This window comes from Gordonia sp. UCD-TK1, assembly GCF_001691435.1.
In the GTDB taxonomy this organism is placed as follows: Bacteria; Actinomycetota; Actinomycetes; order Mycobacteriales; family Mycobacteriaceae; genus Gordonia; species Gordonia hongkongensis.
In genome coordinates this window covers 98,179-123,488 of the sequence record NZ_LZMP01000090.1, presented here as the reverse complement: position 1 = coordinate 123,488, position 25,310 = coordinate 98,179, and the positions used below count along the sequence as shown (strand labels likewise).

Below are 25,310 nucleotides of genomic sequence, written 5' to 3'. Positions count from 1 at the left end.
CCGGTCATCTCCGATCGGTGAAGGATGAGAAGCGGCAGGACAAGCCTGCGCGGCTAGACCAGAATATGGTAACCCCGTTCGCATGATAGGGGCAACACGCCGGAAGCGCCAAATGAATGCGCTTTCACTCCGGCGGTCGTGCGGACGACGCCGATCAGCCGACGGTGATCTCGACGCCGCCGGCGACGGCGACCGACCGGGCGTCGAACCCGAGGCCCTGCGCCAGCTGACGGATCTCGGCGGCCACCGGCGCCGTACCGAGCACCAGGACGGTCGGTCCCGCTCCGGACACGGTCGCGGCATGTCCACGCGCACGCAGCGCGCTGACCAGATCGTGCGTCGGCGCCATCGCCGACGCCCGGTACGGCTGGTGCAGCCGATCCTGGGACGCGGCCATGAGGTTGCGCGGATCGGTGGTCAGCGCGACGACGGCGAGGGCCGACCGGCTCAGGTTGAACACGGCGTCGGCGCGCGGGACCGAATCCGGGAGCAGCCCGCGGGTGAACGACGTCGACGACTCGGTGTCGGGCACGAAGACCGTTGCGTAGATGTCGGGGTGCACCGGGAGACGGTGCGCGTGATACGAGGCGACGCCGTCGGCCGATTCGGTCCACGTGACGACCGCCGAGCCGAGCACGCTCGCGGCCGCGTTGTCGGGGTGGCCCTCGAATTCGCTGGACAGTTGTACCAGTTCGTCGGCCGAGAGCCCCGGACCGAGGCCGGCGGCCGAGATCAGGCCCGACGCGGCGGCGAGGCCCGACACCGCGGCGGCGGCGGACGAACCCAGACCCCGCGAATGCGGGATCCGGTTGACGCAGCGCAATGTCAGACCGGGGGCCCGCAGCCCGGCGTGTGCCAGTCCGCGGGTGAGCGCCCGCACCACGAGGTGCGAGTCGTCGCGGGGCACGGCGGCGGCGCCCTCACCCTCGACCTCGAGGGTGACGCCATCCGGGACCGTCTCGACGATCACCTCGTCGTAGATTCCGAGAGCTATTCCGAGACAGTCGAATCCGGGCCCCAGGTTGGCACTGGAGGCGGGCACGCGGACCCTCGTCGAGAGCCCTACCGGCACCGTTCCCGCAGCAGCCGCCGCGGACCCGGCCCCGTCAGCCGACACCGAGAGCATTCGCGACCGCCACCGGGTCCACCGGAATGGCCTCGACCGCCGGGATGCCCGCCAGCGCGGTGTCGGGGTCCTTCAGACCGTTGCCGGTGACCGTGCACACCACGGTCGAGCCCCGCTCGATCCAGCCGTCGGCACTCGCGGCGAGCAGGCCCGCGACGCTGGCGGCCGACGCCGGCTCGACGAACACGCCCTCCTTGCCGGCGACGAGTCGGTAGGCCTCGAGCAGCTTCTCGTCGGTGGCCGCCAGGAACTGCCCGTTCGACTCGTCCTTCGCGGCGACGGCCTGGTTCCAGCTGGCCGGGGAACCGATGCGGATGGCGGTGGCGACGGTCTCCGGGTCTTTCACCGGCGCACCGTTCACCAGCGGCGCGGCGCCCGCGGCCTGGACACCGAGCATGCGCGGCACCGACGACGAGACTCCGTCGGCGCGATACTCCTTGTAGCCCTTCCAGTACGCGGTGATGTTGCCCGCGTTCCCGACCGGCAGAGCGTGGACGTCGGGGGCACGGCCCAGCACGTCGACGATCTCGAAGGCGGCGGTCTTCTGACCCTCGATCCGCGCCGGGTTGACCGAGTTCACGAGTTCGATCTCGGTGAACTCGGCGGTCGCCTTGCGCGCGAGTTCGAGACAGTCGTCGAAGTTGCCCTCGACCTGGATGATCTTGGCGCCGTGCATGACCGCCTGAGCGAGCTTGCCCATCGCGATCTTGCCCTGCGGGATCAGGACCGCGCAGGTGATCCCGGCCCGGGTGGCGTATGCGGCGGCCGATGCCGAGGTGTTGCCCGTGGATGCGCACAGGACCGCGGTCTTGCCGTTGTTGACCGCGTTGCTGACGGCCATCGTCATGCCGCGGTCCTTGAACGAACCGGTGGGGTTGAGGCCCTCCACCTTGAGGTAGACCTCGCAACCGGTCAGCGACGACAGATGCGGCGCACTGATCAGCGGGGTGCCACCCTCGAGCAGCGTGACGACCTTCCAGTCGTCGGCGACGGGCAACCGCGACCGGTAGGCCTCGATGAGGCCCGGCCACGCGCGGTGCACAGGCGTAGAAGTCGCTTCAGTCATCGGTACCTTCCAATCGCAACACACTCGACACCTTGATGACGGCGTCCATGTCTTCAAGCGCCGCAACACAATCCGATTGAGCTCGGTCGGGGGCGCGGTGGGTGACCAGGATCAGGCGGGCGTCGTCGCCCGCGCCCTCCTGGCGCACCGCAGCGATGCTGACCGACCGCTTCGAGAACTCCCCCGCGACCTGCGCCAGCACGCCGGGCTTGTCGGCCACCCGCATCGAGACGTAATACCGCGTGAACACGTCGTCGATCGGGGCGACGGGCAGGGAGGCGTAGGTCGACTCGAGCGGTCCGCGCCCGCCGTGCACGCGGTTGCGGGCGGCCATGACCATGTCGCCGAGAACGGCCGATGCCGTCGGTGATCCCCCGGCACCCTGACCGTAGAACATCAGCCGCCCGGCGTTCTCGGCTTCCACGACGACGGCGTTGAACGCGCCGTTCACGGTCGCCAGCGGGTGGGTCAGCGGAATCAGCGCGGGGTACACGCGCGCCGAGATCCGTTGCGCGCCATTGGCGTCGCGGACGCGCTCGCAGATCGAGAGCAGTTTGATCGTGCAGTCGAACTTCTTGGCCGCGACCAGGTCCGCGGACGTGACCGAGGAGATGCCCTCGCGGTGCACATCGGCCGCCGTGACCCGCGTGTGGAAGGCGATCGAGGCGAGGATCGCCGCCTTGGCCGCGGCGTCGTAGCCCTCGACGTCGGCCGTCGGATCGGCTTCGGCATATCCGAGGCGGCCGGCCTCGGCGAGGGTGTCGGCGTAGTCGGCGCCCGTCTCGTCCATCGCGGAGAGGATGAAGTTGGTGGTGCCGTTGACGATGCCGTTGACCCGCTCGACGGTGTCGCCGGCCAGCGACTGCATCAGCGGACGGATGACCGGGATGGCGCCGGCGACCGCGGCCTCGAAGTAGAGGTCCACCTTGGCATCTGCCGCGGCGGTCGCGAGTTCGCCGGTGTATTCGGCGAGGAGCGCCTTGTTCGCCGTCACCACCGACTTGCCGCTCTCGAGCGCCGACCGGATCAGACCGCGGGCCGGGTCGATGCCGCCCATCAACTCGACGACGATGTCGACGTCGTCGCGCGCGACGAGTGCCGCCGGGTCGTCGGTCAGGAGATCCTGCGCGATCTTGCGGGGACGGCCGAGATCCCGCACCGCGACGCCGCGGATCTCCACGGGAGCCCCGACGCGCGCCCGGAGGTCGTCGGCGTTGTCGGTGATGATGCGCACCACCTCGGCACCGACATTGCCCATGCCGAGCACCGCGACACCGATGGTGCGCGAGTCCGCATCGGTTGCGCCACTTGTGTTCTGCACGGATTCGGTCACAGGCCCACCTCCAGGCTGAGGAAGTCGTCGATGGTCTCCCGGCGCAGCAGTAGCCGGGCGTTCCCGTCGGCCACCGCCACCACGGGCGGTCTCATGGTCATGTTGTATCGGCTCGACATCGAGTAGCAGTAGGCACCGGTCGCCGCCACCGCGATCAGGTCGCCGGGGCCGAGATCCTCCGGCAGCCAACAGTCCTTGATCACGATGTCGCCGCTCTCGCAATGCTTTCCCACGACCCGGCACACCACCGCACGGGCCTCCGACACCCGGGACACGAGCCGCACGTCGTATTCGGCGTCGTAGAGAACGGTGCGGATGTTGTCGCTCATGCCGCCGTCGACGGAGACGTAGCGTCGTACGGCGCCGCCGCCCAGTGCGACGTCCTTCACGGTGCCGACGCGATACAGCGTGATCGTGCCGGGACCGGCGATGGCGCGGCCCGGTTCGACGGCGATGGTCGGCATGGGCAGCCCGAGTGCTGCCGACTCCCGCTCGACGATCGCCGCGAGCGTCTCCGCCACCTTCTGCACCGGCAGCGGACGCTCGTCGGGGAGGTACGAGATCCCCAGTCCGCCACCGAGATCGACGACCGACATCTGCGCGGTCTTCTCGACACCGAACTCGCCGACGACGTCGCGGAGCAGTCCGAGCACCCGGTGGGCGGCCAGCTCGAATCCGTCCATGTCGAAGATCTGCGACCCGATGTGGCTGTGCAGACCCACGAGCCTGAGGTTGTCGGTCGCGAAGACCCGCCGGATGGCTTCCATCGCGATCCCACCGGCGAGCGAGAATCCGAACTTCTGGTCCTCGTGTGCGGTCGAGATGAACTCGTGGGTGTGCGCTTCGACACCGACGGTCACGCGCACCAGCACGTCGGCGACGACACCGCGTTCGCCGGCGATCACGTCGAGCCGATCGATCTCGATCATCGAGTCGAGGACGACGTGCCCGATCCCGGCGTCGACCGCAGCGCGCAGCTCGTCGACGCTCTTGTTGTTGCCGTGCAATGCGATTCGCTCCGGCGGGAAACCGGCGCGCAGTGCGATGGCGAGTTCACCACCGCTGCAGACGTCCAGGGACAGCCCCTCGTCGTCGACCCAGCGCGCGATCTCGGTACTCAGGAACGCCTTCGACGCGTAGTGCACTCGCCCGTACGGGCCGAACGCCGCCATCATGTCCCGGCAGCGCGACCGGAAGTCGGCCTCGTCCACGACGAACGCCGGCGTCCCGAACTCTTCGGCGAGCTGACTCACCGGCACGCCGGCCAACCGTAGCTCGCCCGATTCGTCGCGGGATGCGTTGCGCGGCCACACCTGTGCGGGGATGGCGGCGAGCACCGCCGGGTCGTTCGGACGCTCGGCGAGATGGGGTGCGGCCAGCAGTTCGGCGTGCCGGGGGCCGGCGGGGTGTGCGTTCACATCTGCTCCGGCGCGGTGACGCCGACGAGCCCCAGGCCGTTGGCCAAGACCTGACGGGTGGCCTCGCACAGGGCGAGCCGGGCCCGGTGGATGTCCGCCGGTTTCTCGTCACCCTGCGGCAGGACACGGCACTTGGCATAGAACCGGTGGTAGGTGCCGGCGAGGACCTCGAGGTAGCGACAGACCCGGTGCGGTTCGCGCAACGTGGCGGCGGTCGCGACGACATCGTCGAAATCGCCGATGGTGCGGATCAATTCGCCCTCGGCGGGATCGTCGAGCAGGTCGAGATGGTCCAGCGACGACACGACCCCGAGGTCAGCGGCGTTGCGGGCCAGTGCGGACATCCGCGCGTGGGCGTACTGCACGTAGTACACCGGGTTGTCGTTGGACTGTTTGGTGAGCAGGTCGAGATCGATGTCGATGTTGACGTCGACCGACGAGCGGATCAGCGAATAGCGCGCGCCGTCGACGCCGACCGCGTCGACGAGGTCGTCGAGCGTGATGACCGTGCCGGCACGCTTGCTCATACGGACCGGCGTGCCGTCGCGCACGAGGTTGACCATCTGGCCGATCAGCACCTCGACGGTGGCCGGGTCGTCGCCGAGCGCCGCCGCCGCGGCCTTGAGCCGGCTGATGTACCCGTGGTGATCGGCGCCGAGCATGTAGATGCAGAGGTTGAAGCCGCGGTTGCGCTTGTCACGGTAGTAGGCGATGTCGCCCGCGATGTAGGCGGCGTTGCCGTCGCTCTTGAGGACCACACGGTCCTTGTCGTCACCGAACTCGGTGGACCGCAGCCACCACGCGCCGTCCTTCTCGTACAGGTTGCCATTGGCCTTGAGCTCGCCGATGCACTCGTCGACGAGGCCGGTGGCGAACATCTTGTCCTCATGGGTGAAGACGTCGAAGTCGGTGCCGAAGTCGTGGAGGCTCTGCTTGATGTGGGTGAACATCAGGTCCACCCCGACCGAACGGAACGTCTCGAGGCGGTCGGCGTCGGGCTGCGACAGCACCTCGGGGACCGTCTCGACGACCTTCGCGGCGATGTCGGCGATGTAATCGCCCGCGTAGCCGTCCTCCGGGGTCGGGTTGCCCAGTGCCGCGGCCTCCAGCGACCGGGCGAACCGGTCGATCTGGGCACCGTGGTCGTTGAAGTAGTACTCACGCGTGACCGCACCACCGCGAGCGGCCAGCACGCGGCCTAAAGCATCGCCGACGGCCGCCCAGCGGGTACCGCCCAGGTGGATCGGCCCGGTCGGATTGGCCGACACGAATTCGAGGTTGATGACCGAACCGGCGAGTTCGTTTCCGCGGCCGTAGTCCGCACCCCGGGCCAGCACCGCCGCGACGACGGTGTTCTGCGCGGCGGCCCCGAGCCAGAGGTTCACGAACCCGGGACCGGCGATCTCGGCCTTCGCGACACCCTCGGCCGCGGCGAACGCCTCCGCGAGCCAGCCGGCGAGTTCCCGCGGGTTCACGCCGAGCCGCTTGCCCATCTGCAGGGCGACGTTGGTGGAATAGTCGCCGTGGTCAGCGTGACGGGGGCGCTCGACGACGATGGAGTCGGGCACCAGGTTCTCGTCCAGTCCGCGGTCGCGGACCACGGTCAGGGTCACGTCGCGCAGCAGCGCGGCCAGGTCGGCGGGAGTCACAGGACACCATCCTATTGGCCGCGGCCACTACACCGACAATCGCACCCTGCTCCACCCATCGGGCCCACCAGTACACTCGTGTGCGCCGAGCGCGGGCCGGGTCTCCCGCAGGTCCGCTCGGCCCCCGCAGTCGGATGAGGAAAGAAGTCAATGGCGCGCAAACCAGGGGCCAACGTCCCCAAGTCCCGCAAGCGAGCAGGATCCGTTCCCTCGGCGACGGGACGTCAGGTCGACTGGATGCTGATCGGCGCCGTCGTGGTGGTCATCGGCCTCATCGCCGGACTCGCGATCTACCTCGTCCCCAAGTTCAACGAGCGGCGCGCCGAACAGAAGGACGACTTCGCCGTGGAAACGGTGTCCGAGTTCGTGCCCTCACCGCAGAATCCCGATCCGTCGGCGAACATCCCGGGTGTGACGAAGCGCTACTACGAGGCCGCGCGGCACGTCACCGCGACCCAGCGTGTCGCCTACGACCAGTCGCCTCCGTTCGGCGGGCCGCACGACGAGATCTGGGCGACCTGTACCGGCGTCGTGTACCCGAACCCGCTGCGGTCGGAGAACGCCGTCCACGCCCTCGAACACGGCGCGGTCTGGATCACCTACAACCCGGACACCGTCTCACCGGAGGACCTCGACTACCTCAAGCAGCTTGTCCGCGGTGAGCAGTACCTGTTCCTCTCGCCCTACCCCGGACTAGACCAGCCGGTGTCGCTGCAGAGCTGGGGACACCAGCTCAAGCTCGAATCCGCCCGCGATCCGCGCGTCAACCAGTTCATCACCGCGCTGCGCCGCAACATGATGCCCGGGGTCTACCCGGAGAACCCGCAGACCGCCGCCTACCCCGAGACCCAGGCCACCTGTACCGCCATCCCCGGGTTCGATCCGTCGAACCCCCCGCCGGCCGACGAGGGTGAGCCCGGCCCCGACGCCGTCCCGATGGATGGCGGCAACCAGCAGCCCGCGGGCTGACGCGGGTTCCCAGCGAGCAGCAGACCAGGTAACGGACCGGGCCGCACGCCCCGACGAGATCGGCGAGGACCAGCGATGACCGACAACAGCGACCAGCCCGAATCCCGGGACGAGACAACGACTCCCGAGGGTCCGGACGACACCGCCGAGCCGTCGTCGCGCCCACGGATCCTGCTCGCCCTGGGCGGCGCCGCCCTCCTACTGTTCGGTCTCGGCCTGGGACTGCTGATCCAGGCGAGCCTCGCCGACGACTCCACCGGCGACGATTCCCCGGCTGCGAACTCGGCGGCCGTCGGCTTCGCGCAGGACATGACCCGCCACCATGAGCAGGGTGTGGAACTGGCCGCCATCGAACTCGAACACGGCACCGACCCCGAGGTGCGGAGCATGGCGTTCGACATCCTCACCGCCCAGAGCAATGAGATCGGCCAGATGCAGTCGTGGCTGACGCGATGGGGTCAGCCCGTCACCAACCCCGGCGCGACCATGGCGTGGATGGGCCACGGCGGTTCCGAGACCGACGGACACGACCACTCCGATCCCGCGGATCACTCCGCCGGCGGTCACGATCACGGCCACGGTGGCGACGGCAGTTCGGACCACGGGTACATGGACCACGGGGACATGGATCACGGGGACATGTCCGCACCCGCCTCAGGTGCCGCGGACTCCGACGCAGAACAGCCGCCGATGCCCGGGATGGCGACGTCGGCGGAGATGCAACAGTTCCGCGCGATGCGGGGTCCCGAGGTCGACATCCGGTTCCTCCAGCTGATGCTGCGTCACCACGAGGGCGGTCTGCACATGATGGAATACGCCGCCGACCCGGCCAACGTCGAGCAGGCCTACGTCCGCGACCTGGCGTCGAGCATGAAACGGACCCAGGACAAGGAGATCGCCATCATCACCCAGATGCTGGCCCTGCGTGGCGCACAACCACTTCCGCTGAACTGAGCGCCCCGCACGGCGGGCACGCCGGTGAGGTGAGCAAGTTCGGTCGGGCCACGCGGCTCTCCGAACGGCGATGATGGCGGCATGCTCTCACCACGCCTCGCGGCCGCGGTCGACGCGTTGCCACTGGCCCCTGGTCTGCGAGTCCTCGAGATCGGCTGCGGGCCCGGGCCGGCAGCACGCGAGGTGGCGCGCCGGGTGGGACCCGACGGCTTCGTACTCGGCATCGATCGGTCGCCTCAAGCCGTGAACGCCGCCCGCCGGGCCGCGATCGCCGGCGGCTTCGGTCCGGACCGACTCGACTTCGACTGCAGCGCCATCGAGGACTTCGACCTCGGCGCGCGCATCCCGTTCGACGTGGCGTTCGCACTGCGCGTCGGCGCACTAGACGGGCGACACCCCGATCTCTACGACGCGGCCGTGGGGGCCGTGGCCCGGGCGCTGCGTCCGGGCGGAGTGCTGCTTGTCGACGGCGGTGATCCGTTGCGGCGCATCGAGTTGCCGGCGAGTTGAGGCAGATCAGCACCGCGTGCGCGTGGAACTGTGGCGATCACGCCGGGGCTGTGGCACGCTGCTGCCCAGCGCCGCGTGCCGGTGGCGGACCGCATCAGGCATGGAGGCGCCGGGAGAGCCGTACGTGTGAGGGAACATCCTCCGGGCTGCTCGGTTCAGCAATAGGTATCGGTATCCGATACCTATTGCTGAACGCGGCAGAAGCCGCCTGACAATGGCACAACCCCGCCAAGCCCACCTGTTCAGCGCGGAGGCCAGGGATTATGGGATCGGGCCCCGGAGACTCCCGGGAAGAACGGCTACGCCGGTCAGTGCTACTGGTGCCCCCGATAGGATTCGAACCTATGGCCTTCTGCTCCGGAGGCAGACGCTCTATCCCCTGAGCTACGGGGGCTCATCGGGCGGGACTCAGCCTAGCGCACCGATCCGTCGACATCCCAATCGGCAGCTCAGGACACGCCGAGCGGGCTCTGCACTCGGACCGACGACCCGTGCTCGCCGCGGAGGACGTGCAGCTGGGCCGGAATTCGTGCGCGGAGTTCGTCGACGTGACTCACCACGCCGACGACACGCCCGCCGGCCCGCAGGTCATCCAGGACCCCCATGACGAGGTCGAGCGCCTCGGGATCGAGGGTGCCGAAACCCTCATCGATGAAGATGGTGTCGAGCACCCGCCCGCCCGACTCCGCGGAGACGACGTCGGCGAGTCCGAGTGCGAGGGCCAGCGATGCGAAGAAGGTCTCGCCGCCGGACAGCGTCGTCGTCGGGCGGAGCGCGCCGGTGTACTCGTCGCGGACCTCGATACCGAGGCCGCCACGCCGGCCCCGGACACCCGCGGCGTCGGTGTGCACGAATTCGTAACGCCCGGAGGACATCTCGCGGAGACGACCCGACGCGGCGACGAGGACCTCGTCGAGACGCGCGGCCAGCACGTAGGACCGCAGCGACATCCGGCGTGCGTTCTGTCCGCGCCCGCTGACCAATTCGGCGAGTCCCTGGAGTTCGGCGTGACGTTCCTGCAGAGGCGCCAGGGAGTCGAGGGCCTCCCAGAAGTGGGTGACGTACTCCTGGAGGTCGGCCGCCTGCCGGCCGGCCACGGCGTGTTCCTTCGCGGCGGTGTCGAGGCGGCGGCGGGCGGCGTCACGGTCTGCGGTGAGCTGTTCGACATCCGGCTCCGGAGTCGACATCGCGGCGCGCACATCCTCGTCGGCGAGGGTCTCCTCGGCAGCGGCGCGCAGACTGGCGGCCTCCTGCAGCAACGTGTCCCACGCCGCGATCTGCTTGTCCGGGACGGATGCCGCTCGGACGGCGGCGACATCGTCGAACCCGGCGTCGGCACACGCCGCGGACAATCGATCGGTCGCCTCGGCGACCCGGTCCCGCGCTCGCGCGGCTTCTTGCCGGGCGTTCCGGTGACGACGGGTGCGACGGACCAGCTCGGCGAGTTCACGGCGCCGCTCGGCGACCCCGCCGCGGCCGCCGGTTGCCTCCCGGACGGCCTCATCGAGCTCGGTGAGGTTCTGCCGCAACGCGGTCACCCGCTCGCGACGGGCGGACTGGGCCGACTCGTCGTCGGCGAGGGTGGTGCGCCACCCATCGACCTCGGCGTCGATCCGATCGACCGCCGTCTGCAGCGCTGGGAGTCGCGACGCGGCACGTTCCGCGGCAGCCAGTTCGGCGCCCACCCGGGCGAGGTCGGCGTCGACGGCGTCGGAACGAGCACCACCGATCACGGCGTCGAGATGCGTACGGCGTTCGACGAGAGCCGCCACCGCGGATTGCGCGATGGCCTTGATCGCGCTCGCCCGCTCCTCGGCGGCCGCTGCCGCGTCTTCGTTGGCTGTGACCTCGGACGCCGGGGCGTCGCCGTCGTCGGTGGCCGGTCGAGGGTGCGTCACTGAACCACACACGACGCAGGGTTCACCCTCGACGAGCCCGCCCGCCAGTTCCACTGCCATCCCGGCGAGGCGACGCTCGCGGGCGTCGAGCACGCGCTCCCGCGCAGCGGCATGGGCGTCGCGGGCGTCGAGCAACTCCTTCTCGGCGGTCGCGAGCCGGACCAGCACCGCGTCCCGGTCGGTGAGTGCGTCGCGTACGCGGCGGAGTGCGTCGCGCTCGGCCCGGAGTTTCGGAGCCTGCATCCGCAACTCCCCCGCTTCCGCCAGTGCGGCGACGGCCTCGGCGCGACGGCCCGGCGCGGCGTCGAGCAGGGTCCGGGTCTGGGCAGTGCGGCGGTCCGCCTCGACGATCGCCGAGTTCAGGGTCTGGATCTCGGCGACCAGAGCCGGCCGCTGCGCGACGCGTTCGGCGAGGGGCTCCCACCGCCCCGACTCCTCGGTCCAGCGGTCGATCGCCGCATCCAGGCGTGCGTCGAGATCCTCGTCTGACCCGCCGGCGCACAGAGACTCACCCTCCGGCAGCGCGCACAGCTCTGCGTGCGCACGCGTGACGGCCTGCTCGGCGACCGTGAGTTCGCGAGTGACACGGTCGGCGTCGTCGGCGAGCGGCACGATGGGCGCCGCCTGCAGGGCCTGCCGACGAGCCTGTGCCGCCGCGCTCAGAGCGGCTTCGCCGTCCGCGAGCCGTGCGAGTCGCTCGGTGGCCGCACGCCCCCGGCGACGCAGCTCGGCGAGCCGGCTCCCGCTCTCGTACGCGGCCTGCGTCTGGTCGGCCGCGGCCTGCGCCGCACCTGACTCGAGGCGCATGCGCTCCGCGGCGGTGCGCGCACGCTCGAGACATTCCTGCGCCCAGTCGAAGTCGGGTTCGGCGGTCGGTTCGACCCCGCCCACCGCCACGATCTGACCGGCGACCCGGTCGAGCACGGCGGTCTGTTCGGTCAGCTTCGCCGCGCTCTCCCGCGCGCGGTCACGCAACCACTCCTCGAGGTCACCGAACCGCTCGGTGTCGAACAACCGCTCCAGCAGCGCTTCCCGCTCATCGGAGTGCGCGCGCAGGAATCGGGCGAAGTCGCCCTGCGGCAGCAGGACCACCTGGAAGAACTGATCGGCACTCATCCCCAGCAGCCGGACCACGGCGTCGCCGATCTCGGGGATGCGGGTCAGGTCGGGTCCGGATCCGTCGACCCACACGAGCGTCGCCCGAGCGTTCACCTTGCGGGTGCCGTCGCCGCGCTTCTTGGGTCGTTCGTGTTCGGGCGACCGCGTGATCCGGAGTCGGCGGGACGCGATCGTCGCCTCGAGTTCGACCTCCGGGATGTCCTCGGCCGCAGCGTGATCCGAGTGCAGGCGCCGGTTGGTGTCGCGCACGCCCGGTACCCGACCGAACAGTGCGAAGGCGACCGCGTCGAGGACCGTGGTCTTGCCGGCGCCGGTCTGGCCGTGCAGCAGGAACAGTCCGTCACCGCCGAGGTCGTCGAAGTCGACCGTGATCTCGTCGGCGAACGGACCGAAGGCCCGGACGCGCAGACGGTGCAGCCTCATGCGGACTCCGCGACGATCGCCTCGATGTCGAACAGGGTCAGTTCGGCCGCATCCGATTCGGGTTCGCCGACCACGGCGCGGAGTGCGCGTTCGAGGAGCACCCGCTCCCCCTTCGTCGGCTCGTCGCGTACGTCCTCGATGAACGATGCAACGATCTCGGCGTCGGTCCGGCCGCGCACGCGGGAACGGTAGTCGACGCCGGAGCCGGAATGCGGCCGCTCCCACTGCACATGGACCGCGAACGGGAACCGCTCGCGCAGCCGACGCATCGCGTCGGTCGGGCGGACCGGGTCGGTCAGCGTCACCTCGACGTAGTGGTCCTGCGCCGCGGCGTACCGTTCGTCGGTCAGCAGGTCGCCGAGAACGCCGGTGAGAGAGCTCAGTTCGCGGACGACGGGCAGCTCGTGTGCGCGGACCTCGGCGACGCCGTCGGCGTCGAGATCCACCACCAGGGCCGCCTTCCGGTGGGTTCGCTCACCGAAGGAGTACGGCAGCAGCGAACCGCTGTACCGGACCGTGTCGGTGACACGTTGCGGCGAGTGCAGATGCCCGAGGGCGACGTAGTCGGCGCCCGAGAACGTCTCGGCGGGAACCGTTTCCACCCCGCCGACACTGATCGAGCGCTCCGAACCGGAGGCCGCGGCCCCGCTGACGAAGGCGTGGGCGACGACCACGGACCGAACCCGGCGCGCAGCCAGATCGGTGCGGACGCGAGTCATGGCGGCGTCGAGGACAGCGGTGTGCCCGCCGATCGACTCGACGCCGAGGTGGCGTCGCGCGGTGTCGGGTTCGAGATAGGGGATGCCGTAGAACGCGACGTCTCCGTGGGCGTCCGACAGGATGACCGGACGGTCGATGTCGGCGATCGAGGTCCGCAGATGCAGGCCACCGGCGGCGGCGAATCCCGACCCCGCACCGAGGCGGGTGGGCGAGTCGTGATTGCCCGAGGTGACGACGATCTGCGCTCCCGCAGCGGCGATCTCGGCCAGGCCCTCGTCGTACACGCGGACCGCGTCGGCGGACGGGACGGACCGGTCGTACACGTCACCGGCGACGATGACGGCGGCGGCCGACTCCGCGGCGACCAGTGCGGCCAGATGCGACAGTGCGCGACGCTGGTCGGCGAGCAGCTCGACCCCGTGGAACGTCCGGCCCAGGTGCCAGTCGGAGGTGTGCACGATCCGCATGGGCGCAACCTTACGGTCGGGTGCCGACAGATCGTGGGACGCGCGCTCGCCTACGCCGTCGACCCCGGCACCGACTCGGACCGACCGGCGTCGGCGCCCACCGCGTACGGGTCGACGACCTGCGGTGGGACCGTCTGATGCGCGGGCCGGACGAAGAAGAAGGTCGCCACGACGCCGATCAGCAGCGCGGCCGCGGGCAGGTAGAGCGACTGCCCCATGGCGGTCGCGAACCCCTCGCGCAGGAACTCCGGCAGTTGCCCGGCCGCACCGTCCTGGGCGTTCTCGGCGTCGACGCCGGGCAGCTCGGCCGCCAGCCGGGTCTGCAGAAGCGCTCCGATCATGGCGGAGCCGAGAACCGAACCGATGACCCGCAGGGTGTTGTAGACGCCGGCCCCGGCCCCGGCCTGATGCCACGGCAGATTGCGGGTGGCGGTCGCGGCCAGCGGCGCCCAGATACCGGCCGAGGCCACACCCATCAGGCACAACGGAATCACGATCAACCAGACCGGGGTCTCCGGGCGGGCGACGAAGCCCAACCACGCGATGGCGATCGCGTTCAGCAGCAGTGCCGAGGACACGATCGTGCGCGGGTGGACGCGATCGACCACCCGGCCCACGATCGGAGCCAGGACACCGGTCAGCACCGCCATCGGCACCAGGACGACCGCCGACTCCGTCGGCGACATCCCGCCGACGAGCTGGAGGAAGAACGTCAGGGGGATCATCATCGCCGACACGGCGAAGCCCATCGACGCGATGCCGATGGTCGACAGCGAGAAGTTACGGTCGCGGAACAGCGACAACGGGACCAGGGGCTCGGTGCGGATGCGGGACTGCCAGTAGACGAAGACCCCCAGGACCACGACTCCGCCGACGATGAGCAGCCAGATCCAGGTATCCCAGTCGAAGGTCTCCCCCTCCTGGATGCCGAACACCAACGCGGACAGCCCCACCGCGGACAGGCCGACCCCGATCCAGTCGAACTGGTGGTCGTTCGTGCTCACCCGCGGGACGAGAACGGCCGCGAGGACGAGACCGGCGAGGCCGACGGGCAGGTTGATGAAGAAGATCCACTCCCAGCCGAACGCGTCGGTCAGCACGCCGCCGAGCAACGGACCGACGAGGGTCGCCACGCCGGCGACCGTGCCCCACACCCCCATTGCGGCGCCGCGCTTCTCGGCCGGGAAGATGCGGGTGATCAGCGCCATCGTCTGCGGGGTGATGAGGGCGGCGCCGACACCCTGCAGACCGCGGGCCGCGATCAGCTCACCGATCGACGACGACAGGCCGCACCAGAGGCTGGCCGCGGTGAAGACCGCCAGACCGAGCTGGTACATCGTCTTGGGGCCGAACTTGTCACCCAGGCGACCGGTGATCAGCAGCGGCACCGCGTAGGTGAGCAGGTACGCACTGGTGACCCAGACGACGCCGTTGACGTTCGTGTCGAGGTCGGCCTGGATACGCGGCTGGGCCACGGCCACGATCGTCATGTCGACGAGGATCATGAAGAAGCCCACGCAGAGCGCCAGCATCGCGGCCCACGGGCGGCCGGTGACCATCTCGTCGATGCCCGCGTTCTGGCCGCGGGCGGCGTCGCTCGACTGCATTTCCCGATGCTAGTGGTGTGTCTCGGAAAGAGGTGGCCGGTATCCGGTGGAGCGATCGGTGAGCTGGCAAGGCGGAGGAGGGAGCGATAGCGGAGCTATCTCGACCGACGACAACGCAGCCAGGCGCCGATCGAACGCCGGAGACCAGTCGCCTGTTTCCGAGACACACCACTCACCCTGTCCGATTCGTGAACGGCCCGCGCGATCACGGGATTCGCGGCAGCTCGGGGCGGGATGTCGCTCCGGATCATTACTGTGGAGCCATGAGCACAGAGTCCGAGCAGAGCACCGCGTCCGAGGGCGAACAGGGTTCGTACGTGATGACCGGCGAGGAGTTCGTCCGGGACACGAAGTACATCGAGACCCGCATCACCGCCGACGGCCGGGACGGCTATCCGGTGGAGGCCGGTCGGTACCGGCTCGTCGCAGCCAGGGCCTGCCCGTGGGCCAACCGGACCCTCATCGTGCGGCGGCTACTCGGCCTCGAGGACGCCATCTCGCTCGGGCTGTGCGGTCCCACGCACGACAAGAACTCGTGGACCTTCGACCTCGACCCCGGCGGAGTGGACCCGGTCCTGCAGATCCCGCGACTCAAGGACGCCTACGAGAAGCGGATCCCCGGCTACCCGAAGGGGATCACCGTGCCGGCGATGGTCGACGTGCCGACCGGCGAGGTCGTCACCAACGACTTCCCGCAGATCACCATCGACTTCTCGCTGGAATGGACCGCCTTCCATCGCGACGGCGCGCCGGAGCTCTACCCGGAGCGTCTGCGCGACGAGATCGACGAGGTCAGCCACGGCATCTACACGGAGGTCAACAACGGCGTCTACCGCTGCGGATTCGCCGGCAGCCAAGAAGCCTACGACGCGGCGTACGACCGGTTGTTCACCAAACTCGGCGAGTTGTCCGAGCGGTTGTCGACGCAGCGCTACCTGGTCGGCGACACCATCACCGAGGCCGACGTCCGGCTCTTCACCACCCTGGCGCGATTCGACGCGGTGTATCACGGCCACTTCAAGTGCAATCGGAGCAAGTTGAGCGAGATGCCGGTGCTGTGGGCCTACGCCCGGGACCTGTTCCAGACGCCCGGCTTCGGCGACACCACCGACTTCACCCAGATCAAACAGCACTACTACATCGTCCACACCGACGTGAATCCCACGCAGATCGTGCCGAAGGGCCCGGACCTCCGCGGCTGGCTCACCGCACACCATCGCGACGACCTGGGCGGTCGCCCGTTCGGTGACGGYACACCCCCCGGTCCCCCACCACCRGCCGAGGTCGTGCCCGCAGCGGACTGGGTACCGACGGAACGAGCGGCGGCGGAATGAAAGACAAGGCGTCACAGGGACTTTCGGCAGACCACGGCCGTACGCCCCCCGGCAAGGCCGTCGAGGTGACCGGCGGCATCCTGGACCGGGCACAGCGACTGCAGGCACCCGCGGTGAAGAAGTACGTCGATTCACTGCGGCGGAAGTACCCCGACGACTCACCCGCGCAGATCATCGAGCGGCTCGAGAAGCGTTATCTGAACGCGGTCACCGGTTCCGGCGGCGCCGTCGGCGCGGCGGCCGCGGTGCCCGGTGTCGGCACGATGACCGCGTTCGGGGCGATGACCGGGGACACGGCGTTCTTCCTCGAGGCGTCGGCCCTGCTCGCGCTGTCGATCGCCGAGGTGCACGGCATCCCGGTGCACGAGTCCGAGCGTCGCAAGGCCCTGGTCATGACCGTCGCGCTGGGCGAAGAGGGTGTGCTGGCCCTCGGTCGCGTGGTCGGCACCGGAGGCGGTGCGCTGCGCCGGCTCGGTGGAGCCGCCCTGCCATCCGGTGCGATCACCAAACTGAACAAGACCCTGGTGAACAAACTCGTCAAGAAGTACGCGATCCGCCGGGCGCCGCTTATCTTCGGCAAGCTCATGCCCGCCGGTATCGGTGCGGTCATCGGTGGTGTGGGGAGTCGCGCCCTCGGCCGCAAGGTCGTCCACAACGCGCGCGAGGCGTTCGGGCCGGCACCCCGGACGTGGGTCATCGACGTCGACTTCAGTGAAGCACCCACCCCGGATCCGCTCCCACCCGGTTCGTGGTGACCGCGGCGGCCGCACCGCACCCGCAGTCGTCGGCAGCCGCGCCCGGCTGGATCCGCCGACTCCTCGGTGAGTCATGGCGATACCGACGCGTCGTCGTCGTCACGATGATCTTCACCCTGGTCGCCGTTGGGGTGGACGTCCTGATGCCGCTGCTGACCAAGGCCGCGATCGACCACGCCACCGGCGTCGTCGACGACGGCCTCTCGCTACGCACCGTGATCATCGCGCTGGTCGTCTTCGCCGTCGTCCGTTACGCCTGCCATCTCGGCCGGCGGGTGTTCGCGGGACGGCTCGCGGTGAACGTGCAGAACACGCTGCGACTCCGACTCCTCGACACCCTGTTGCACCTCGACGGCCGCAGCCAGCACCAGATCCGCACCGGACAKATCGTGTCTCGCTCGATCTCCGACATCCAGGTCGTCCAGAGTCTGCTGGCCATGGCGCCACTGTCGTTGGGCGCCGCGGTGCAGATGGTCGTGGCCCTGGCCATCATGGCGTACCTGTCGCCGCTCCTGACCGGGGTGGCGTTGCTGATCGCCCCGCTCATCGCCCTCGAGGTGTGGCGTACCCGGCGTCGGCTGTTCGCGGCGACGTGGTCGGCGCAGCAGGCCGCCGCCGACGTCGCCCAGCACGTGGAGGAGACCGTCACCGGCGTGCGGGTCGTGAAGGGTTTCGGCCAGGAGGAACGCGCGGTCGACGACCTCATCACCCGGTGCCGGACGGTGTTCGCTCGCCGACTCCGCGCCGCCCGGATCAATGCTCGATTCGCCCCGACCCTGGCCGCCATCCCGCAGCTGGGCATGGTCGGGGTGATCGTCGTGGGCGGCTACCTCACGATGACCGGCGCGATCACGGCCGGCACCTTCGTCGCGTTCAGCACGTACGTCGCCACCATGACCGGCATCGCCCGACTGCTGACGAACCTGATCGTCAACGCCCAGCTGGCGCGGGCGGCCGTCGAACGCGTCTACGACGTCATCGACCATCCCCACGATCCGGGCGACACCGCGACCGGCACGCTGCCCGACGGCCCCCTGGGCGTCGAACTGGACGGTGTGGGGTTCGCCCACCACACCCACGACGCCGACGACCCGCCCGCCGTGCTGTCCGGTATCGACCTGCGGATCGAGCCGGGCGAATGTGTGGCGATCGTGGGTCCGCCCGGTTCCGGCAAGTCGACCATCGCCGACCTGGTCAGCCGGTTCGAACGACCCGACTCCGGGACGATCTCGCTGCTCGGCGAGAGCGCCGGTGACGAGCCGTCCCGGTACCGGATCGACGACCTCGCGCCCGAGGCACTCCACCGTGCCGTCGCCGTCGTGTTCGACGAGCCGTTCCTGTTCTCCGACACCATCACCGCGAACATCGCGATGGGCCCGGCAGCCGCCGGGGCCGACACCGCCGACCGGGTTCGGGCAGCAGCCGCCGCGGCCGACGCCGCCGAATTCGTCGAGGCGCTCCCCGACCGATACGACACCGTCATCGGCGAACGCGGACTCACCCTGTCGGGCGGGCAACGTCAGCGCATCGCCCTGGCACGCGCCCTGTTCGCCGACCCCCGCATCCTCGTGCTCGACGACGCGACGTCCGCGGTGGACGCGACCACCGAGGCGCGCATCCTGGGCGGGCTCCGCGACCGCCGCGCCACGATGCTGGTCCTCGCCCATCGACGTTCGACGCTCGTCCTCGCCGATCGCGTCGCGGTGCTCGACAACGGCCGGATCACCGCGCTGGGGACGCTCGCCGAACTCGAGGCGACCTCACCGCGCTTCCGCGGGCTGATGTCGAGCACCACGCAACCGGCACCCGACGGCGTCCACGACGACATCCCCGGCGCGGCCCCGGTCGCCRACACCGCGCCACCGCTGCGCGGACCGGGCCCGACCGAGATCGAGAGCCTGTGGCCCGAAGTAGCTTCCGACTCGATCGACGTCGCGGCCCGGACCTCTCCGGCGATGGGGGCGGGCTCACGGACCGGTCGCGGCGGCGGCGTGGCCAGCGCGCTCGGTTCGATGCCGGCCACCCCCCAGCTCCAGGCCTCGGTAGACGCGCTCTCCCCGGCGGTCGAGCGGCCGGAGGTCGACGTCGCCGCCGCCCGACGCGAGAACCCGGTCTTCACCCTGCGCGGACTCCTCGCGCCGGTCCGGTGGCTGCTCGCCGCCGCACTGCTCGCCATCGCCGTCGACACGCTCGTCGGCCTGGCCTTCCCGAGCATCGCCCGGGCGGTCATCGACTCGACCGGACACACCGAGGGGTCGACCCTTCTATGGGCCGCGGTCGGCGGTGTCGTACTGGTCGGGGTCGGCTGGGTCGCCGCGTCGTCGATGGCGATCACCTCGACCAGGGCCGGCGAACGGGTGCTGTTCGGACTGCGGATCCGCAGTTATGCCCACATCCAGCGCCTCGGACTCGACTACTACGAGCGCGAGCTGTCGGGCCGGATCATGACCCGGATGACGACCGACATCGATGCCTTGTCGACGTTCCTGCAGACCGGACTGACCTCGGCGATCGTGGCGGTGCTGACGCTCGTCGGCGTCGGTGTCGCGCTCCTGATCACCGGCCCCCTGCTCGGACTCCTGGTGCTGCCCGTCTTCCCCCTCCTGATCGCCGCGACGATCGTCTTCCGCCGCGTCGCGAGCCGCGCCTACACGCGCTCGCGCGAGCTGATCAGCGTCGTCAATGCGGACTTCCAGGAGAACATCGCCGGCATCAAGACCACGCAGACCTACCTGCGCACCGACGACGCCCAGGCCCGGTTCGCGCGTCGTTCCGGAGAATGGGTCGAGGCCCGGATGGTCTCGCAGCGGGCGATCGCCTCGTACTTCCCGCTCATCCAGCTCATGTCCGACATCGCGACCGCGATCGCGCTCGGCGTCGGCGCCGGGCAGGTGGCGTCGGGTTCGCTCTCGGCGGGCACACTCGTCGCCTTCGTCCTCTACCTGACGATGCTGTTCGGTCCGGTGCAACAGCTCTCGCAGGTCTTCGACGGCTACCAGCAGGCGGCCGTGGGGCTCCGCCGGATCGGCGACCTGCTGCGCACGCCGAGTTCGCTGCGCACCTCGACGAGAGCCGAGTCCCCGCCACACGGCGGGTTCGACGGCGTCGTCGACTTCGACCGGGTCGGATTCCGCTACCAAGGTTCGACGACGGATGCGCTGTCCGCCGTCGACCTGCACATCCCGGCCGGGTCGTCGCTCGCCCTGGTCGGCCGGACGGGCGCCGGCAAGTCGACGATCGTCAAGCTGCTGGCGCGCTTCTACGATCCGACCACCGGACGGGTCCTGGTCGACGGCACCGACATCGGTGACTACGAACTCGCCGGATATCGGCGGCGGCTCGGCCTCGTCCCGCAGGAGCCGCACCTGTTCACCGGCACCGTCGCCGAGAACATCGCCTACGGCCGGCCCGACGCCGATCGGGCCGCGATCGTCGACGCCGCCGCCGCGGTCGGCGCACTGCGCATGATCACCGCCCTGCCCGGCCGGATGAACCATCCCATCGGGGAACGCGGCCAGGGGCTGAGCTCGGGCCAGCGCCAACTCATCGCACTGGCCCGGGCCGAACTCGTCGAGCCCGATCTGCTGCTGCTCGACGAGGCGACCGCGACCCTCGACCAGGCCACCGAGGCGCAGGTCCTCGCTGCCGGGCGCGCGGTGACCCGGCACCGCACGTCGGTGATCGTCGCCCACCGACTGGCCACGGCCGCCCGCGCCGACACCATCGCGGTGGTGGACGGCGGACGGATCGTCGAACTCGGAACACACGAGGAGCTGCTCGCGTTGGGACAGAGGTACCGCGGCTTCTGGGATGCCGGTGTCGATCCCGACGAGCCGGCGGTGCCCCGCCCCGACTCACCCGCTCCGACCAGCGCACGGAGGGCCGCCACGACGGTCACGCGGGCCACCTCGGAACTGACTCCGTAGTAACAGGTCGGTAGGTGTGAGCGAGTCGACGACGCGTAGCATCGTCAGGTGGTTCACCGATAGTCTCCACAAGAGACGACGCGTGGCAGAGAACCCGGCACCTTCAGGGAATTGAGGCGAGATACCGCTGTGAGCAGCAGTTCGATTTCAGACTTCGGACAGAACACGTGGCTGGTCGAGGAAATGTACCAGCAATACCAAGAAGACCCGAACTCGGTCGACCCGAGTTGGCACGAACTACTGAAGAACTACGAACCCGGCGACAACGGTGGCTCCGCCCCGGCCGCCGCTCCGCCCTCGAATTCCGCAAAGCCCACTGCCGCAAAGACTTCGGCCACCACAGCGGCCACCTCGTCCTCCTCCTCGACCACGAGTGCGTCGACCAACGGGTCGGCACGCAACACCTCCGCGCCGGCCACCGAGACCACGCCGCGCAAGCAGGTCACCCTGGATCAGACCCCGGCGCGCACGGCACCGCGCAAACCCACCCCCGCCAAGGAGTCGACCGCCACGAAGGCGGCGTCGGGGCACAGCGTCGCCAGCCGTGACGGGTCGGCCCGCTCGCAGCCCAAGCCCGAGGCGGGCAAGGCCGCCGCGCCCGAGGCCCAGAAGTCCGGGTCCGCGAAGTCGGACGCACAGAAGTCCGAGAGCGCCGACGGCAACAAGGTCCTGCGCGGTCCCGCCGCGGCCATCGCGAAGAACATGGCGCTGTCGTTGGAGATCCCGACGGCCACCAGCGTCCGTGCGGTGCCCGCCAAGGCGATGATCGACAACCGGATCGTCGTCAACAACCACCTCGCGCGGACCCGAGGCGGCAAGATCAGCTTCACCCACATCCTGGGTTACGCGATCGTGCAGGCCATCAAGGCGTTCCCGAACATGAACCGGCACTTCGCCGAGATCGACGGCAAGCCGAACGTCGTCACACCCGCGCACACCAACCTCGGCCTGGCCATCGACCTGGTCGGCAAGGATGGCAACCGCACCTTGGTCGTCGCCGCGATCAAGGAATGCGAGACGATGGGCTTCGCCGAGTTCTACACGGCGTACCAGGACATCGTCCGTCGCGCCCGCGACGGCAAGCTCGGCGCGGCCGACTTCTCCGGTGTGACCATCTCGCTCACCAACCCGGGCACCATCGGCACCGTGCACTCGGTGCCGCGCCTGATGAAGGGCCAGGGCGCCATCATCGGCGCCGGCGCGATGGAGTACCCGGCGGAGTTCCAGGGCGCGAGCGACGAGCAGATCGCCGAACTCGGCGTCGGCAAGCTCATGACGCTGACGTCGACCTACGATCACCGGATCATCCAGGGCGCGGAGTCGGGCGATTTCCTCCGCACGATCCACGAGCTGCTGATCGACGACGCCTTCTACGACGAGATCTTCACCGCGTTCCACGTCCCCTACGAGCCGATCCGCTGGCGTCGCGACCTGCCCGCCGGCCTCGTCGACAAGAGCACCCGCGTCCTCGAGCTGATCGCGGCCTACCGCAGCCGCGGCCACCTGATGGCCGACATCGATCCCCTCATGATGGACAGCGATGCGCGCAGCAGCCATCCGGATCTGGACATCCAGAACTACGGGCTGACGCTGTGGGATCTCGACCGCAGCTTCAAGGTCGGCGGGTTCCACGGCCAGGAGAAGATGAAGCTGCGGGACGTTCTGTCGATCCTGCGCGACGCGTACTGCCGGCACGTCGGTGTCGAGTACACCCACATCCTCGAGCCCGAGCAGCAGAAGTGGCTGCAGGAGCGCGTCGAGATCAAGCACGTCAAGCCGCCGGTCGGTGAGCAGAAGTACATCCTGAGCAAGCTCAACGCCGCCGAGGCGTTCGAGACGTTCCTGCAGACCAAGTACGTCGGGCAGAAGCGCTTCTCGCTCGAGGGCGCCGAGTCGGTCATCCCGATGATGGACGCGGTGATCGACCAGAGCGCCGAGCACAGCCTCTCCGAGGTGGTCATCGGCATGCCGCACCGCGGCCGTCTGAACGTGCTCGCCAACATCGTCGGCAAGCCGTACTCGAAGATCTTCACCGAGTTCGAGGGCAACCTGAACCCGTCGCAGGCGCACGGATCGGGCGACGTGAAGTACCACCTCGGCGCCGAGGGCAAGTACTACCAGATGTTCGGCGACAACGAGATCAACGTGTCGCTGACCGCCAACCCCAGCCACCTCGAGGCAGTCGACCCGGTGCTGGAGGGTCTGGTCCGCGCCAAGCAGGACCTCATGGACGAGGACGATCGCTTCCCGATCCTCCCGCTTATGCTGCACGGCGACGCGGCGTTCGCCGGTCAGGGTGTGGTCGCCGAGACGCTCAACATGGCGATGCTGCCCGGTTACCGCACCGGCGGCACCGTACACATCGTGGTGAACAACCAGGTCGGCTTCACCACCGCACCGGAACACTCGCGCTCGACCGAGTACTGCACCGACGTGGCGAAGATGATCGGCGCACCGATCTTCCACGTCAACAGCGACGACCCCGAGGCCTGCGTCTGGGCCGCGAAGCTCGCCGTCGACTACCGCCAGGCGTTCCACAAGGACGTCGTCATCGACCTCGTGTGCTTCCGCCGCCGCGGACACAACGAGGGCGATGACCCGTCGATGACGCAGCCGGCGATGTACGAGGTGATCGACACCAAGCGCGGCGTCCGCAAGAGCTACACCGAAGCCCTCATCGGCCGCGGTGACATCTCGACCAAGGAGGCCGAGGACGCTCTGCGCGACTACCAGGGACAGCTCGAGCGCGTCTTCAACGAGGTCAAGGAACTCGAGAAGTTCAGTGTCGAGCCGTCGCCCTCGGTCGAGGCCGACCAGACGCTGCCGACGAAGCTGGTGACCGCGGTCGACAGCAAGACGCTCGAGCTCATCGGCGACGCGTTCGTCAACGTGCCCGACGGATTCACCCCGCACCCGCGTGTGAAGCCGGTCCTGGAGCGTCGCGCCGAGGCCGCCCGCAAGGGCAACATCGACTGGGCGTTCGCCGAGCTGCTGGCGTTCGGTTCGCTGGTCATGGAGGGGCGCACCGTGCGTCTGTCCGGCCAGGATTCGCGCCGTGGCACCTTCACCCAGCGCCACTCGGTGCTCATCGACCGCAGCACCGGCTCGGAGTACACCCCCCTCAACCACCTGCAGCCCGCAGACGAGGAGAGCAACGGCGGCCGGTTCATGGTCTACGACTCCCCGCTCTCGGAGTTCGCGGTCGTCGGGTTCGAGTACGGCTACTCGGTCGGCAACCCGGACGCCCTCGTGGTGTGGGAAGCGCAGTTCGGCGACTTCGTCAACGGCGCGCAGTCCATCATCGACGAGTTCATCTCGTCGGGTGAGGCCAAGTGGGGCCAGCTCTCCGACGTCGTGCTGCTGCTGCCGCACGGCCACGAGGGACAGGGACCCGACCACACCTCGGGCCGCATCGAACGGTTCCTGCAGCTGTGCGCCGAGGGTTCGATGACGGTGGCCCTGCCGTCGACGCCGGCGAGCTACTTCCACCTGCTGCGCCGCCACGTGCTCGACGGCATCAGCCGTCCGCTCATCGTCTTCACCCCGAAGTCGATGCTGCGCAACAAGGCCGCGGTGAGCCCGGTCGAGGACTTCACCGAGGACAAGTTCCGTTCGGTGATCGACGACCCGCACTTCCTCAAGGACGGCGCGGACCGCAGCAAGGTGAAGCGCGTCCTGTTGGTGAGCGGCAAGCTCTACTACGAACTCGCCGCGCGACGCGACAAGGAGAGGCGCGACGACATCGCGGTCGTGCGCATCGAGCAGCTCTACCCGGTGCCGCACCGCCGCCTGCGCAAGACGCTCGAGCAGTACGGCAACGCGAGTGAGTTCCGGTGGGTCCAGGAAGAGCCCGCGAATCAGGGTCCGTGGCCGTTCCTCGGCCTCTGGCTGCCCGAGGTGCTGCCGGATGTGCTCGGCGGACTGCGCCGGGTCTCGCGCCGCGCGATGTCCGCGCCGTCGTCGGGATCGAGTAAGGTCCACGCGGTGGAGCAGCAGGAGATCCTCGACGAGGCCTTCGGCGAGTAACCTGCCAGAC

Annotated in this window: 15 protein-coding genes and 1 tRNA gene; 7 read left to right on the top strand and 9 right to left on the bottom strand. The window is 69.4% G+C overall.

Translation table 11 applies throughout. The annotated features are described in order from the left end of the window. Positions 1–154: 154 nt before the first annotated feature. Genes thrB through argS form a run of 5 tightly spaced genes read right to left on the bottom strand, consistent with a single transcriptional unit; the run spans position 155 to position 6,592 of the window. The gene (thrB, locus tag A9310_RS24740) at positions 155–1,126 is read right to left on the bottom strand and encodes a homoserine kinase (RefSeq protein ID WP_065632838.1); all 972 of its coding nucleotides are present in this window, start codon (positions 1,124–1,126) and stop codon (positions 155–157) included. Beyond that, a complete protein-coding gene (thrC, locus tag A9310_RS24735) occupies positions 1,107–2,192 on the bottom strand; it encodes a threonine synthase (protein WP_065632837.1) in 1,086 nt (361 codons plus the stop codon). The genes thrB and thrC overlap by 20 nt, the downstream gene beginning before the upstream one ends. Further along, on the bottom strand, positions 2,185–3,525 hold the full coding sequence (locus tag A9310_RS24730; RefSeq protein ID WP_058252747.1) for a homoserine dehydrogenase: 1,341 nt from the start codon (positions 3,523–3,525) through the stop codon (positions 2,185–2,187). Before A9310_RS24730 ends, thrC begins: the two co-directional genes overlap by 8 nt. Further along, the gene (gene lysA / locus A9310_RS24725; protein WP_065632836.1) at positions 3,522–4,943 is read right to left on the bottom strand and encodes a diaminopimelate decarboxylase; all 1,422 of its coding nucleotides are present in this window, start codon (positions 4,941–4,943) and stop codon (positions 3,522–3,524) included. Before lysA ends, A9310_RS24730 begins: the two co-directional genes overlap by 4 nt. Next, on the bottom strand, positions 4,940–6,592 hold the full coding sequence (gene argS / locus A9310_RS24720; RefSeq protein ID WP_058252745.1) for an arginine--tRNA ligase: 1,653 nt from the start codon (positions 6,590–6,592) through the stop codon (positions 4,940–4,942). Before argS ends, lysA begins: the two co-directional genes overlap by 4 nt. Positions 6,593–6,742: 150 nt before the next feature. Between argS and A9310_RS24715 the strand changes: the two genes are divergently transcribed. From A9310_RS24715 to A9310_RS24705, 3 genes are all read left to right on the top strand, one after another. Continuing rightward, positions 6,743–7,561: a DUF3105 domain-containing protein gene (locus A9310_RS24715; protein ID WP_065632835.1), complete on the top strand. Its 819-nt coding sequence runs from the start codon at positions 6,743–6,745 to the stop codon at positions 7,559–7,561. 75 nt (positions 7,562–7,636) lie between these two features. Further along, entirely contained in the window at positions 7,637–8,515 is an 879-nt protein-coding gene (locus A9310_RS24710) for a DUF305 domain-containing protein (protein WP_065632834.1), read from the top strand. Between the two features lie 81 nt (positions 8,516–8,596). Next, positions 8,597–9,025: a cyclopropane-fatty-acyl-phospholipid synthase family protein gene (locus tag A9310_RS24705; protein ID WP_065632833.1), complete on the top strand. Its 429-nt coding sequence runs from the start codon at positions 8,597–8,599 to the stop codon at positions 9,023–9,025. Between the two features lie 318 nt (positions 9,026–9,343). On the opposite strand, the gene A9310_RS24700 is transcribed toward A9310_RS24705, so the two are convergent. The 4 genes from A9310_RS24700 to A9310_RS24685 form a co-directional block, all read right to left on the bottom strand. After that, positions 9,344–9,419, bottom strand: a tRNA-Arg gene (locus tag A9310_RS24700). A gap of 55 nt (positions 9,420–9,474) precedes the next feature. Next, positions 9,475–12,465, bottom strand: coding sequence for an AAA family ATPase (locus A9310_RS24695; protein ID WP_065632832.1), 2,991 nt, complete (start codon positions 12,463–12,465; stop codon positions 9,475–9,477). Continuing rightward, complete coding sequence (locus A9310_RS24690; protein WP_065632831.1) at positions 12,462–13,652, bottom strand: exonuclease SbcCD subunit D; 1,191 nt, start codon at positions 13,650–13,652, stop codon at positions 12,462–12,464. The genes A9310_RS24695 and A9310_RS24690 overlap by 4 nt, the downstream gene beginning before the upstream one ends. Before the next feature lie 50 nt (positions 13,653–13,702). Then, positions 13,703–15,259, bottom strand: a complete 1,557-nt coding sequence (locus A9310_RS24685) for an MFS transporter (RefSeq protein ID WP_065632830.1) — start codon at positions 15,257–15,259, stop codon at positions 13,703–13,705. A 263-nt stretch (positions 15,260–15,522) separates the two neighbouring features. Between A9310_RS24685 and A9310_RS24680 the strand changes: the two genes are divergently transcribed. From A9310_RS24680 to A9310_RS24665, 4 genes are all read left to right on the top strand, one after another. Further along, a complete protein-coding gene (locus A9310_RS24680) occupies positions 15,523–16,593 on the top strand; it encodes a glutathione S-transferase family protein (RefSeq protein WP_065632829.1) in 1,071 nt (356 codons plus the stop codon). Beyond that, positions 16,590–17,348, top strand: a complete 759-nt coding sequence (locus tag A9310_RS24675) for a hypothetical protein (RefSeq protein WP_058252736.1) — start codon at positions 16,590–16,592, stop codon at positions 17,346–17,348. Before A9310_RS24680 ends, A9310_RS24675 begins: the two co-directional genes overlap by 4 nt. Continuing rightward, positions 17,345–21,274, top strand: a complete 3,930-nt coding sequence (locus tag A9310_RS24670; RefSeq protein WP_083207521.1) for an ABC transporter ATP-binding protein — start codon at positions 17,345–17,347, stop codon at positions 21,272–21,274. The genes A9310_RS24675 and A9310_RS24670 overlap by 4 nt, the downstream gene beginning before the upstream one ends. Positions 21,275–21,403: 129 nt before the next feature. Further along, the gene (locus A9310_RS24665; protein ID WP_083207520.1) at positions 21,404–25,300 is read left to right on the top strand and encodes a multifunctional oxoglutarate decarboxylase/oxoglutarate dehydrogenase thiamine pyrophosphate-binding subunit/dihydrolipoyllysine-residue succinyltransferase subunit; all 3,897 of its coding nucleotides are present in this window, start codon (positions 21,404–21,406) and stop codon (positions 25,298–25,300) included. Positions 25,301–25,310: the final 10 nt, after the last annotated feature.

Coding starts and splice junctions, on each gene's coding strand:
- thrB (WP_065632838.1), bottom strand. CDS start 1,126: ATGCTCTCGGTGTCGGCTGACGGGGCCGGGTCCGCGGCGGCTGCTGCG.
- thrC (WP_065632837.1), bottom strand. CDS start 2,192: ATGACTGAAGCGACTTCTACGCCTGTGCACCGCGCGTGGCCGGGCCTC.
- A9310_RS24715 (WP_065632835.1), top strand. CDS start 6,743: ATGGCGCGCAAACCAGGGGCCAACGTCCCCAAGTCCCGCAAGCGAGCA.
- A9310_RS24710 (WP_065632834.1), top strand. CDS start 7,637: ATGACCGACAACAGCGACCAGCCCGAATCCCGGGACGAGACAACGACT.
- A9310_RS24705 (WP_065632833.1), top strand. CDS start 8,597: ATGCTCTCACCACGCCTCGCGGCCGCGGTCGACGCGTTGCCACTGGCC.
- A9310_RS24695 (WP_065632832.1), bottom strand. CDS start 12,465: ATGAGGCTGCACCGTCTGCGCGTCCGGGCCTTCGGTCCGTTCGCCGAC.
- A9310_RS24690 (WP_065632831.1), bottom strand. CDS start 13,652: ATGCGGATCGTGCACACCTCCGACTGGCACCTGGGCCGGACGTTCCAC.
- A9310_RS24685 (WP_065632830.1), bottom strand. CDS start 15,259: ATGCAGTCGAGCGACGCCGCCCGCGGCCAGAACGCGGGCATCGACGAG.
- A9310_RS24675 (WP_058252736.1), top strand. CDS start 16,590: ATGAAAGACAAGGCGTCACAGGGACTTTCGGCAGACCACGGCCGTACG.